This is a genomic window from Flavobacterium sp. ARAG 55.4, from assembly GCF_051846875.1.
Taxonomy (GTDB): Bacteria; Bacteroidota; Bacteroidia; order Flavobacteriales; family Flavobacteriaceae; genus Flavobacterium; species Flavobacterium plantiphilum.
In genome coordinates this window covers 61,746-75,119 of sequence record NZ_JBPYCT010000017.1, presented here as the reverse complement: position 1 = coordinate 75,119, position 13,374 = coordinate 61,746, and the positions used below count along the sequence as shown (strand labels likewise).

The 13,374-nt window shown below is 31.7% G+C and carries 11 protein-coding genes; 5 read left to right on the top strand and 6 right to left on the bottom strand.

Annotated features, from left to right (window positions below; all coding sequences use genetic code 11):
• Window positions 1-416: 416 nt before the first annotated feature.
• The 3 genes from ACSV4D_RS16815 to ACSV4D_RS16805 all read right to left on the bottom strand — a co-directional run bounded on the left by ACSV4D_RS16815 (window position 417) and on the right by ACSV4D_RS16805 (window position 4,578).
• Window positions 417-3,593, bottom strand: a complete 3,177-nt coding sequence (locus tag ACSV4D_RS16815; protein ID WP_439229178.1) for a CheR family methyltransferase — start codon at window positions 3,591-3,593, stop codon at window positions 417-419.
• Window positions 3,594-3,673: 80 nt separating this feature from the next.
• The gene (locus ACSV4D_RS16810) at window positions 3,674-4,033 is read right to left on the bottom strand and encodes a hypothetical protein (RefSeq protein ID WP_439229176.1); all 360 of its coding nucleotides are present in this window, start codon (window positions 4,031-4,033) and stop codon (window positions 3,674-3,676) included.
• Between the two features lie 149 nt (window positions 4,034-4,182).
• Window positions 4,183-4,578, bottom strand: coding sequence for a YidH family protein (locus ACSV4D_RS16805; protein ID WP_408082210.1), 396 nt, complete (start codon window positions 4,576-4,578; stop codon window positions 4,183-4,185).
• A gap of 244 nt (window positions 4,579-4,822) precedes the next feature.
• Between ACSV4D_RS16805 and ACSV4D_RS16800 the strand changes: the two genes are divergently transcribed.
• The gene (locus tag ACSV4D_RS16800; protein WP_439229175.1) at window positions 4,823-5,428 is read left to right on the top strand and encodes a YciE/YciF ferroxidase family protein; all 606 of its coding nucleotides are present in this window, start codon (window positions 4,823-4,825) and stop codon (window positions 5,426-5,428) included.
• A gap of 100 nt (window positions 5,429-5,528) precedes the next feature.
• On the opposite strand, the gene ACSV4D_RS16795 is transcribed toward ACSV4D_RS16800, so the two are convergent.
• Both ACSV4D_RS16795 and ACSV4D_RS16790 read right to left on the bottom strand, forming a co-directional pair.
• Complete coding sequence (locus ACSV4D_RS16795) at window positions 5,529-5,972, bottom strand: adenylyltransferase/cytidyltransferase family protein (RefSeq protein WP_408082212.1); 444 nt, start codon at window positions 5,970-5,972, stop codon at window positions 5,529-5,531.
• A gap of 111 nt (window positions 5,973-6,083) precedes the next feature.
• Window positions 6,084-7,220 (bottom strand): glycosyltransferase, encoded by a 1,137-nt coding sequence (locus tag ACSV4D_RS16790; protein ID WP_439229174.1) that lies wholly within the window; start codon window positions 7,218-7,220, stop codon window positions 6,084-6,086.
• Window positions 7,221-7,587: 367 nt separating this feature from the next.
• Here ACSV4D_RS16790 and ACSV4D_RS16785 point away from each other — a divergent pair, with 367 nt between their 5' ends.
• The 3 genes from ACSV4D_RS16785 (at window position 7,588) to ACSV4D_RS16775 (ending at window position 9,527) form a co-directional block, all read left to right on the top strand.
• On the top strand, window positions 7,588-7,962 hold the full coding sequence (locus ACSV4D_RS16785) for a response regulator (protein WP_408082214.1): 375 nt from the start codon (window positions 7,588-7,590) through the stop codon (window positions 7,960-7,962).
• A 172-nt stretch (window positions 7,963-8,134) separates the two neighbouring features.
• Window positions 8,135-9,034, top strand: coding sequence for an SDR family NAD(P)-dependent oxidoreductase (locus ACSV4D_RS16780; RefSeq protein WP_439229173.1), 900 nt, complete (start codon window positions 8,135-8,137; stop codon window positions 9,032-9,034).
• Window positions 9,035-9,137: 103 nt separating this feature from the next.
• Window positions 9,138-9,527: a hypothetical protein gene (locus ACSV4D_RS16775; RefSeq protein ID WP_439229172.1), complete on the top strand. Its 390-nt coding sequence runs from the start codon at window positions 9,138-9,140 to the stop codon at window positions 9,525-9,527.
• 122 nt (window positions 9,528-9,649) lie between these two features.
• On the opposite strand, the gene ACSV4D_RS16770 is transcribed toward ACSV4D_RS16775, so the two are convergent.
• Window positions 9,650-12,556, bottom strand: a complete 2,907-nt coding sequence (locus tag ACSV4D_RS16770) for an exo-beta-1,4-galactosidase (RefSeq protein WP_439229171.1) — start codon at window positions 12,554-12,556, stop codon at window positions 9,650-9,652.
• Window positions 12,557-12,914: 358 nt separating this feature from the next.
• Between ACSV4D_RS16770 and ACSV4D_RS16765 the strand changes: the two genes are divergently transcribed.
• Window positions 12,915-13,358 carry a hypothetical protein gene (locus tag ACSV4D_RS16765; protein ID WP_439229170.1) on the top strand — a complete coding sequence of 148 codons (444 nt, stop codon included), beginning with the start codon at window positions 12,915-12,917 and terminating at the stop codon, window positions 13,356-13,358.
• Window positions 13,359-13,374 lie beyond the last annotated feature (16 nt).

Sequence of the window (13,374 nt, the reverse complement as noted above, 5' to 3'; positions counted from 1 at the left end):
GTATTGTTACAAATAAAAACTCTGAAAGTTTAGTGACCCTATTGGTGACCCTGTTCTTAAATATCAAATGTAAGTCCCGTAATTACTGGAATTATTATAAAGGCTAAGGAGCCTCTTTCTCCGCAACAAAACGGGAAGCCTTTATTTATAAGGATTCCCGTTTTTTTTATTCGTTTTTTTACGAAAAAAAACAAAGTACACAACACTCAGATTAGATAAAACTTCAAAAAATCTTCTTGAGAATTATATAACAAAAAAAGAAATTACATAACTCACTCATCAGCTTTGAATTTAAATTTAGATTACAATTAAAAATTCAAGTTCTCACTCAAGCTAATAATAACCATAAAGATTATTTTCAATATGCTTTTGATAATATTATCTGTAAGACTGTTGTTTTCGGATAGTCTTTCTTGTTAACTGAGTGTCATCGGAATGTAGATTATCATAGTAGTACCCCTGTTTTTTTTACTTACAGCTTTAATAAAACCCTGATGATTGGCAACAATTTTTTTTACTAAAGTAAGTCCCAATCCACTACCTTTAAATGTGTTTTGGTGCAAGCGGTAGAAAGGATTGAAAACTGTGGTTTCATACTCTTTTTCAAAACCTATTCCGTTATCAATAACACAAATTTTCACATAATTGATTTCCGGTTCTCCATTCCAATCCATAATTTCTTTATGAGATGGCGTATGAGCTTCAATTTTTATTTGAGGAATAACTCCTTCTTTTGTAAAAATCAGAGAATTGATAATCAGCTGTGTAAACAATTGTTGAATCTGTTGTGGTATGATATTCAATGCAGGCAGGTTATCAACCAGAATCTCAGCATTTTTTTGACTAATTATTTCTTTCAAATCCCGGATAATTTTTTTAAAGAGCTTGTTTAAATCTGTTTTTTTGTATTCTCTTTCCAGAAAATTAACTCTTGAATAATTAATAACATCGTCTATTAACTGACTCATATTAGTGACTAAATATTGAATACGCTCCAAATAATGTTTTCCCAGCTCGCTAATATTACTTTCGTTATCAAAAGTTCTTTTACTAAACATATGTATCTTACGAAGCGGCTCATGCAAAACATCACTGGCCGCAGTAGTAAATGCTTCCAGTTGATGATGGTATTTTTGTATTTCTAATTTCTTAGCTACTAATAACTCATTAGCATTTACTAATTCCGTGATATCATTAAATGTTAAAAGAATATGGTCTTCATTTAAAACTTGAATCGGACCAGCATTTATCAGCATTACTTTTTTTCCAATACCATCACATACTATTTCTACTTTAGTTTTTTCAATAACGAGTTGTTCGTTTATTATTTTAGAAATTTGTTCCTTAAACCCCGGAATATTCCATTGACAGTTTCCTATTTCGAACAAGGACTGATTTTCAATTTCAGCCTCTGTTGTTTTAAAACACTGATAAAATGCCTGATTGGCTTTTTTAATAAAAAAGTAATCATCGATAATTAATAAGGGCTCATGAATAGTATTAATAATAGCTTCTCCATAATCTAAAGCCTTTACTAATTCTTTCTGATTTTCTCTGAGTTCATCATTTATACAGGATAGCTCCTCTTTAGCAGAAGCTAATTCCTGACTTTGTGCTCTTAAAACTTCATTTACCGAATGATTTTCATCTGTAACTTCTGTAGTAATTTTTTGTTTTCCGCCAATAAACAGGTTTTCATTTCTCTTTTTACTTTTAATTGCTTCGTCATAAAAGATAATTATCAAATGCGAATCATTATTCTGAGGTACTACAATCTCAAAGGATATAAAGCAGGATTTCTTTTTAACCTCAATACGGTCCTCACGGATATTTCTTTTCTCTGTTTTTGCTTTTAGTATAGCAATCTGTAATTTTATCCTGACTTCCTCATCTGTCATTTTTAAAATATCAAAACTGGGTTTTCCCTGTGATGGAGATAAAAATGAACTTGTATCACCATGAAAATAAACAATTTCCATATTTTCATCAATAACTACACACGCCAGAGTATATTTAGAAAATAAAATATCAGACACCATTTTTTGAAAATCTGTTTCTGTTTGGGTTTTAAATTCAGAAACACTGGCTTTTTCCTGTAAATTATTTTCAACAGCAGTAAATACTTGTACTGCATCTTGTTCAGGAGCAGTTTTACGTATATAGATTTCTTCTGTTTTCCCTGTAGCTTCAAACAAACCTTCGACAGAATTAATTGTTTCTGATTTTCCAATAAAAAGAATTCCTTTAGCATTCAGTGAATAATAAAAGGATAATAAGGCCTTATTTTGTAAAAAGGGATTAAAATATTTTAAAACATTGCGGCAATTAACAAAATCTATTTTAGCAAATGGAGGATCCTTAACAAAATTATGTACTGCAAATACACACATATCGCGAATTGCTTTACAAACCTGATATTCTCTGTTGCTTTTAATGAAATATTTTTGCAGTCTTTCTTTGTTTATCTGCTGCACATCAAAATTAGAATAAATCCCTGATCGGGCTTTTATAATAGCTCTTTCAGATAAGTCAGTGGCAAAAATTTGAACTTTCATACCACTAAGTTTATTTTTTAACAGATATTCATGAAGACTAATTGCCAGGGAATAGGTTTCTTCACCAGTTGCACATCCTGCAATCCAGATACGCAAGGTGTTATCATTTATATTGCTGATTAATGACGGAAAAATAATTTCATTTAAATTTTCAAAATAGTCTGAATCTTTGAAAAAATAACTAACCGAAAATAAAAAATCATGAAATAAAATATCCTGTTCCGTTTTATTATTCTGAAGAAAATTATAGTATCCCTCTACACTATCTTTTTGCAAAACAGTCATTCTTATAACAATACGTCTTCTTAAGTAAGGCTGTTTGTAATTACTGAAATCATGCTGATGCTTTTCTGCTGTGAGTTCAATAATTCTCCTGAATAATTCTTTTTTATCCTGAGGAATATTTTCCTGATTATTAGCATTAATATATGCTGGATACTTTTTTTGAATTTGAAGCATTTCAAAAGGAAAATGCTCTGTTGTCATTACATAATCAGCTACATAGTTATCTCTGAGATGTTGGGTTATCCCTCTAAAAGCTGTTTTATCGGGCTTTTGAATTATCGTAATTCCACCTTCTTCCTTTATTTTTTTAAATCCCCTTATACTTTCAAAATTAGAATCTGAACCCAGCATTAGCCCCACTACAGCACTTTTATACACTTCAGCTAACGATTCAAAAAAAATATCGGTGCCACTACCCTGCCTTTCATTCCTTGTAATTTGTTTTAGTTTTAGTATGCCAGAAGATGTCGTGAGAAAATTTTTTTCAGGCATAATATAAATATGATTGGGCTCTAAATGTATATCGTTAATAATTTCATTAACAGGAATTTGAATATTTGATGATAGTATTTCAGCTAAATTTGCTGGTAAATCTTCTGTGTGTCTTATAATTATAAATGCTATTCCGGAATCCTGAGGTATCGCTAAAAGTATTTTTTTTAATGTTTCTAATGATCCAATAGAAATACCAATACCTACTACTAAAAGATTGGACATATCGGCTTGTAGTTTTTTTTTAATAAGGATTTCCATAGAATAGTAAAATTTATCGGTAAAAAACAAGAAAAACCACTTGCTGTAGTCCAAGCGGTTTTTCTCATTTTTGATAAGGGTTAAAAAATGCGTGGATCGTTAGGATCAGTATTATCAAAATCATCGTTGTTTAAATCATCATCAAATTCATCATTATACGTGTCTTCTTGGTCAAAATCATCGTCTTCTTCAAGAGGTTCATCTTCAAAATCATCCTCATTGTCCAATGGATCCTCTTCCTCAAAACCATTTCTTATATCTGAAGGAATTTCTTCTTCAAAATCATCTTTATGAAGATTGGGATTTATATATTGTTCATCATCTTCAAGATAGGAATTATCCAGAGAATCCGGATTAGTATTCCTGTCATTATAACGGCTTGTGCGGTCTTGAGAATACAAGTGCTCCTGACTGTAATTCTCTCTTCTGTCTAAATTCATAATAATTGGATTTTTGATTTATTTTTTACATCAATTTTTAAATGCTTTTTTTTGATTTAATTAAATCTTTGATGTAAATGTATAAGTCTGAATCAATTGTAATTTATATAATATATACCGGTCGTTATATAATTTCCATCTGATGACAATTATTCAAAAATCATTGGATAAGCTGCCATAATCAAATAAGCAATTATTATCATACTCATAATAAAAATAACTACCGTTAAAACAGTCAATAATACGGTAGAATAAAGAAATTTACCCTCAATCAGTTCTCTGTGTACCTGCCTGTATTTTAGATAAGCTAAAAGTATCATTATAGCTCCTGTAATTACAAGTGCTATCCCTATAAAAATGGTAAATCCGTTTTTTGGTATATCAGTTCCATTAAAAAAACTGGCCGGTAAATCGTTTACAACTAAAGAAAATTTAACTAAAACAAATCCAAATACCATAATCCCTATTCCAGTACGAATCCATGACAGAAAAGTTCTTTCATTATCAAAATGCTCGGAAATTACAGGTTTGTTATTTTTACTCATATCGGGTTTAAATTCAAATTACAGTAACATTATTTATGTGTTTATAAATTTAGAAAGCTTAAGAACGTTATGTTTTACAGAATTATAATATGAAATTACATAATTATAAATCAGCTTATTAAAGTGTGTTAATATTAAAACTAAAAGTGCTAATTTTATAATTACTCCTAATAATTATATAAAAAGTGCTTTAGTGAACTGCTTACTTTTAGAATTAATTATTAATATTTTAATTCAAAAAATTATGAAAACAACAAAAAGCACAGCGGGCACTAAAACTACAAGTGCAGCAACAAAAACAAAATCAAATAAAAACACAAAAGGAAAATCATCAGCTGCAGAAGGACTTAGAGAACTCTTTGAAGATTCACTTAAAGATATCTACTGGGCAGAAAAAGCTTTAACAAAAGCATTGCCTAAAATGGCTAAAAATGCCACTTCTGAAAATCTTATAAGCACCTTAAACGATCATCTTACTGTTACCGAAGAACAGGTTTCCCGGTTAGAACAAGTGTTTGAGCTCATAGGCAAAAAAGCATCTGCAAAGAAATGTGATGCTATGGAAGGTTTAATTAAAGAAGGCGAAAGCATCATAGAAGAAACCGAATCAGGGCCAGTAAGAGATGCGGGAATAATTGCTGCTTCACAAAAAATTGAGCATTATGAAATTGCCAGCTACGGAACATTGGCTGCTTTTGCAGAAACTTTAGGAGAAGAGGATGCGCTAGCCTTATTACAACAAACTTTAGAAGAAGAAAAAGAAGCTGATACACTCTTGACGGATGTTGCCTACAATAACATCAATTTTGAAGCAGCAGAAGAAGATGATGAAGATGATGAAGAAGCATAAATCTTCAGAATAATTTAAAAAACCGGCCATCTGAAAAATTTCAGATGGCCGGTTTTTTTATAAGTATTTTATCAACTTAGATTCAGATAAAAATTTGAATCTATCCGATTAATTTTGAAGATTCACATTCATAAACTTCTCTTCTTAATCCGCTGCTGGAAAAACGGTGACTGCGTTTATTAAAAACAAGTTTAATACCCGTGCTTTCACAATATTCACGACCAGTAAAATTTTTATCTCTGTATTCTTCACCAATGATTCTGACATCAATAGGGAATGCCTGAAGAATATCCTGAAGATCCTGTTCCGTTGCATAAGGAACAATTTCATCGACAAATTTGCAGGCTTTAAGTTGGATATATCTTTCCACTACAGATTGTGTGGGTTTATTTTTTTCAGGTCTGTCTAAGGTAGGATCTGTTTGCAAGCCTACAATCAGATAATCACAATATAATTTTGCTTCTTCAAGCATTTTAACATGACCTGCATGTAGTAAATCAAAAGCGCTAAAAGTGATACCAGTTATTGTTTTTTTAAGTTCCATATTCTGTATTTTTAATTAAACATTATTAAAAGAAAAGACAAGCTGTTAATTAGCATGACATCATCTTTTTTATTTTTTATCCAAATTTTCTGTTATAATTCATTTATAGTATCAGGCAAAAGCCTTAATTGTTAAGTCCATTTTATCAACAGTAGCGTTCCAGGAAGTATCCTGCAAAATTTTATAATATTCCATTTCCATTGACAATCGATCTCTTTTTTCCAATAAAAATTTGATGCTCTCGCAAAAATCATCTGCGGTATCAATTAAACTTACACAAATACTGTAATCCCGTGCTACATCGTTAACCCTTGTTGAAATGACAGGTTTTGCTGCCGCCATATATTCTAATGTTTTGTTTGGATTTAGGTAGTGCGTACTTTCATTTATTTTGAAAGGCATCATAGCAATATCAAAAGCCTTTAGGTAATTAGGCAGTTCATTATAATATTTCATTCCCAGATAATGTATATTGGGTTCTTTTGGGAGATTTGCCTCTGCTGTTTCTGTTAATGGTCCAATCATAACAAACGAAATATTAGGCATTTTTTTAGCGACATCATGAAGCAGCTGCAGGTCAATACGGTCATCAATAACACCATAAAATCCCACTATAGGTGATTTTACAGCCGCAATATCTTCAGGAATTGCAATTCCGTTTAAAGCTCTGGAAAAATGAGATTCATCTACTGAATTGGGAAAACAAAGCACATTGTTATGAAATCTCTTCTTTGATTCGTATAAAGATTTTCCTGCTGTAAAAACAATATCTGCCTGAGAAATAAGGTATTTTTCCTGATGAAGTAAATCAGCCGAAGTGCCTTTAGATATCGAAAGTTCTTCCACACAATCATAAATAACAGTATCAAAATCTATAAATCCCATCAATGGACAAAAAGCTGCTGAATAGAACCATCCAAAAGAAATAGTTTCGTTTTTTACATAAGCCGGAATTATTTCGGCAATAGACTCAATTTCGGTCACATTCGGTTGTAAAACATGGAGCTTTTCATCTACAATAATAAGATTTCCCAAATCCTTATTCTCATCATACTGCAAGGGCTCTTCAATAAAAAGTATTTTCATTTTTTTTGCCATTCGGCTCATGATATGTTGCGGACGCTGATAAACAAACTGCCATCTAATATGAGAAAACACAATCATATCATAATGCTGTGGTTTACTTCCATAAGATAATTTATTTTTATATAATCTATTTTTTTGAGCATCCTTTAAATTGTTTATCATAGTCTTAAATTTTAGGTTAAAGTTGATCTGGGGAATATCCGGAAAAAAGACATTTTTAACAGGCTGTTACAAATGTATTAGTGATCTCTTTATAAATTCTTACATAATAAAATGCGAGTATTACATAATTTTAAGCCCTCTTTCTACAGTTACAAAAGAAATATTTTGTATTATAAAAAATAAATCCGGTCTACAAATAAGTAATAGTTAAGAAAATTTATATAAATTTGTGTATGGATTTTATTATTTTTTATTGGAATAAGTATAAATAATATATTTTTCTTAGTTACAATAATGAGTGCTATTAATAAACAAAACTTTTCAGGCATTCCCCCAAAATGTTTTTAAAGACAAAAACCTACTAAAAATGAAGTATAAAAACATTTTACAAATTGATGATGATTTTGATGATTGTGATTTTTTTGAACAGGCAGTAAAAACTATTACTGATGCTGCATACACTTCTATTCAAAATCCAATAGACGCTTTACATAAGTTAATTAATGGAGAAATAAATCCTGATTTAATTTTTCTGGATATCAATATGCCGTGTATGTCCGGTAAAGAAGTATTGAGCGAAATCAAAAAAAGTGAAAAAATAAAAGATATTCCAGTGATTTTTTTATCTACATCATCATTATATGCTGAAGATGCAATAATCTCCGGAGCCAGAGATTACCTAGTGAAACCCAACTCTATATCTGAACTCAGAAAACTTTTAAGCAAAATTCTATTAATGTAATTTACAGTTTCGATTTTTTATAAAGACTTATTTATAATATACAATTCTTCTTTTAAAAGATGTTGAGAATTATATAATTAAAACTTTGAATTTTATAAATTAATTATTTTTTCTTCTTATAGATTTGAAAGTAACTTAATAGTATTCAAATGTTTACATTAAATAATTTGTCATGAAAAAGAAAAATGTATTAATTACGGGTGCCACAAGCGGAATTGGGTATGAATTCGCAAAACTTTATGCTGAGAAAAATTACAACCTTATTTTAGTGGCACGCAATGAAGAAAACCTCAGAAAGACTGCTGTTGAAATGAAAGATATTGCAACAGACAAAACGATTCAGGTTATAGAAATACCCATTGATTTATTCGACAGGGAATCTGCCGAAAAAATTTATCAAATCACTAAAAAACTTGAAATTTTCATTGACATTTTAATTAATAATGCCGGTCAGGGCGAATGGGGAAAATTTTGTAAAACTGATATTGACCGGGAAATTAGTCTGGTTGAACTCAACATCAACTCGGTATTAAGTCTTACTAAATTTTATCTCCGGGATATGGTACTTCATAATAAAGGTAAAATCCTCTTTCTTGCTTCTTCTGTATCAAATACACCATCACCTTATTTCTCTGTGTATGCGGCAACAAAAGCATTTATACTTTCTTTTGCAGAAGCTATTGCTAATGAAGTTAAAGATACTAATATCACAATAACTGCACTGAGACCGGGGCCTACAGATACTGATTTCTTTCATAAAGCAAAAGCAGAACATACTGTGACCTATAAAGAAAATGAGCTTGCAAGTCCTGAGAAAGTTGCCAAAGCCGGTATGGAAGCTTTAGAGAAGAACAAACTTATAGCATTACCGGGCTTTCAAAACAAATTCCAGAGTATACTGAACAATATTATGACAGAGGACAGGATTACTGCTAATATGGAAAAACAATTAAAAAAAAGCAGTAAAAAAGAAGGACGCAATAAACCACTACATCCAGCATCATTAAGAGAATGGGAATATATCAATGCTATGAGGGAAAAACAAAACATAGTATTAAAACAACAATTTTAGTTGTATTTACTGTTACTAAAAAAACAGCATAGCATTCTCTTTTACGGTTTTAAAATTATTTTTTAATCTCTGTAAAATTTAAACCTTTAAAGAATAAACAACTATGAAGGAAATATATGTACAAATAATATGGCTTTTAGTATTAGCAATACCCGTTGCCTGTATTTCATGGACGGTAACACATGAAGAAATATTTCATGAATTTAAAGAATGGTGCGTAGTATGTTCTAAAAATAAAAAAACTATTATAAAACGAAAATTCTTTTATCTCTTCACCTGCGAATATTGTTTTAGTCACTATATCTCTATTTTTTTTCTGCTTCTGACGCAATATAAATTATTATTCACCGACTGGAGAGGATATATCATTTCCGGTTTTTCGTTAGTTTTTGTAGCAAATGTTTACATGAGTTTATTTGCTCTTTTACGACAGTCTATAAAAAAAGAAAAAGTGGAAATAGCCGAAATTGAAAAAATTTCTGAAACCGAATAAAAAAATGCCCCAAATAACATCTGACTTTTGGGGCATTTTTCACATTCATGTTTTTTCTGAATCAACATTATTATCATCCTTATCACTAACGGGAAATTAATTACATCATAATTTACATTTTGTTATTTCACTTTATTCTGATTTGAATTCGGTTTCAGTTCATCAGGGCTGTCCTTAGTATAGGTATCAAAAATTTCTCTTGAAGGACTGCTAAATACATCCTGAATTACTTTCATATCCAACTTCTTTTCAGGATTAAAGTCAGGCGAATTCATATATTTTAAAAGTGAAAAATAAAGTTGCTTAGATGCCGGTTTGTTTTGAACATCCGGTCCTAAATCAGCACTGCTTACTATAATTTTTCCTTTACCCACTTGTGCTTCAAATAGTAATGCCAGTCGGCGGTTCATAAACCAGGTATCAATTGGCTGGATTAATGGTCGAAAATCATCCGGAAAATCTTCTAAGTTCATCACCTGAGCGCGGTTTTGTATATCCCACCACTGCAAATCGCTGTGATAACTCGTTGGGAAATTATCAAAAGCCGGACTTTTATCCTGAATAAGCATCCCCGTAACATGCGGCGGACGCATTTTAAACCAGGACGTATTCCAGAAAACAGGCAGAAAATGCATTTCTACTTCTTTTCCTTTTACTACTTTTCCTGCTGCATTCAAAAATACTTTTCCTCCGTTATTCAACACTTCTTTGGCTTTATTATCTAAGGTTGTTGTGTAGTAAACTGATGATGACACTTCAGGATTCTTATTGGGATATACCCAAAAATCCCAATCATTAGCAAAATCAGTACCATTGACTTTTACTTCTAAATTTAGTTGAGATACAGCTGTTATTTCGCTTAAAGCAAAATCAATATCGCCTGCAAAAATTCCATTTGCGTTTTCAAAAGTTTTAGGATTGAATTTTCCTGAAGAAAGTAAATTTCCTTTTTCATTTTTAATTGTCCAACTCATTACTGCATTTTGCAAGGGAGTTTTTCCTGAATGAGTAAGCAGAATTTCAGCCTTAAAATTCTCTTCATTAGTATATATAAATTTTGGAATCTTAGCCAGCGGAACCGTGGAGTTACAAAATCTGGAATATTCCTGAGCTGTTACATATCCTTTTTCTTCAAAAAAAGCATCCAGTACTCCTACCAAGGCTGTTCCCTGACCGGGAAAATCCTGTAATCCCAGCATTTGAAAACCAGCATAACCCGGTGTTCTCAATATTTTTTCAATTTCATTTTTATAACATAAGAGTTGTAATTTTCCCGAAGCATTCAAAAAATCTTTAGCCTGATCGCCCATTTTATGATCTGCTAATTCCTGACGGAACATTTCAAAGTTTTTAGCTTTGTAAACACCTGTATATTTTTTGATTTCGGCAAAATTTGGAAATACACAATACTGCCCTATTTCGTGAGCTACAAACGGAACTTTAAACTTCGCAATAGCTGAACTAAAATCCGATTCGGTTTCCAGATTTTTATTCCAGTTTAATCCTCTCACACCTCCACGGGACTGGTACTCTGCATTGGGAACCACAGGCCAGCTTCCGCCTACGGACATTCCTGTATATACTCTCCTGTTATCTTTTGCTTTCCAGAAATCAACAAAAGCATTCAAATATTTCACCTGATTTCCTGCTGGCTCATTTCCCGCCGACAACATCGTGAAAGAGGCATAATTCCCATATTCTTTTGCCATTCGTATTGTTTCATCATACAAAAACTGATCAATTGGCTGTCCCAATCCTATTTTTGGTCCGTGATTGGGCCAGCTTGGTCCTTCGGGCTGTAAATAAAGTCCAACAATATCCGCAGCCTTAAAAGCTGCTTCCGGTGGACACCAGGAATGAAAACGAACGTGATTTAAGCCAAAGGATTTCATTTTCCTGAAAATTTTCTCCCAGGCCTCTACCGTAGTTGCAGGATAACCCGTCAACGGAAACTCACAGTTATGCAAGGTTCCTCTCAAAAAAACGGGATTGCTGTTGATTAAAAATTTGTTTCCTTCAATTTTGAACTCACGCATTCCAAAGGAAACTTTTTTATTGTTTTCTATTCCTTTAGCAACCAAATTTACATCCAGATGATACAAGGCAGGATCAAATTCGTCCCAGGTCAGCATTCCTTTTCCAAAAGGCAATTCTATTTCAATAATTTTAGTATCTGATTTTGCTACTATTATTTTACTGAGTATTTCCTGAGTCTTATCTGATTTTGAACTGTTGAAACTCTTTGCCGAAATTCCTATTTTTCCACTAAATGGTCTAAGTGTAGAATTATTGATTTTAATTTTTACCAGCGCTTTTCGGTTTTTTACATCCGGATAAATCTGTACATCGTCTATATAAACCGGAGAAGCAGCTTCCAAAGCTATTTTACCAATGATTCCATTCCAGTTTCCCTGTGTATGATCGCTAATACTGTGCGAATCAGGTCCAACATTTAATTCTTTGATACTGTTGTCTATTCGAATCGTAATACGCTGTTTCCCGCTAGTAAGATAAGCTGTTAAATCATAAACATGCGGAGCCACCAATGAATTTTGTAAACCAATTTCCTTATCGTTAACCCAAACTCTGGTCTCTATATGTGCTCTTTCCAAATGAAGAATAATTCGTTTGCCTTTCCAATTGGCAGGAATGTTCACTTCTTTTTGATACCAGGCAGCACCCACATAATGTTTTGCCGGAGTCAGCCAGAAAGGAATGTGAATATTTCCCGGTTCGCGGTATTTTTTTAAACTGGGTCTAAAGTAAAAGGAGCTGTCATAAATAGATCCCGTCCATTTAGTTTTGAGTGTAATTTCATCCCCTTTTAAAAATTCAGCCATCGAACCCGGCAGCTTGATATTGTCCGAAAGATTTCTGTTATACCATTTTTGGGTTATTCCTTCGTTATTTCGATCAATTTCAAAATGCCAGTTGCCATCCAGACGAATTACTTCATCGTTAATACTGAAACTGCTTAAAGTGAATAATGCTATCAAAAACAGACAGCTATAGAAATACTTTTTTACCATGTTATACTTTTTTAAAATTTACGAATCGGTAAATTATCATTTAATACCGCAAAATATTACTTTAACTTTTAAAGCCTGTTTAAAGTCGCCAAAAAAATATTTTTTTTTTCCAAAAACCTGTAAGAGAAGAAAACTCTCCTTTTCAGTTTTTCATTCGGCTAAAAGTACTAAAGTCATGTGAATACCTCAACTTTTAAAAAACACATCATTAAATCCCTCTCACATTTTTTTAACCGGTACGCCTGAAACTGTTCAGATTATTGAAAATTATAATTATACAATTAAAACTTTTAATTATATAAAAAAGCAGTTATTCATTCTCTTAAATTTGTTTCATCACATTGTTATACAACAGATTATGATTATTGAAACTTTTATACAAATTTTAATTTCTTCGCTGGTTGCAACATCTGTGATGACCCTTTTTAGTTATATCATTTCAGAAAGTTTCAGAGAATTATATAAAGAGCCCGTTTTACTGAGCTATTGTCTTACTGCCTTAGCCATTTCATTATCTGCAAAAACTAAAAATGTACTGGGCTGGATTATTCATTATGCAATTGGTTTTTTATTTGTTTTTGGTTATTATTTACTTTGGGAAAATGAAATCATAAATGAAACCTGGATTGCTGCCTTTATTTTGGGAGCAATTAGCGGAATAATAGGGATTTTAAGCTGGGTAATTATTTTTAAAATCAGTGATTATAATCCTAAAATTGATTTCAAAGGATATTATCTGCAACTCTTTTTTGTGCATGTCATTTTTGGACTTTCTGCATTCGCTGTTTACACTCTTTTCTAAATTCAAAAAAGTTAAA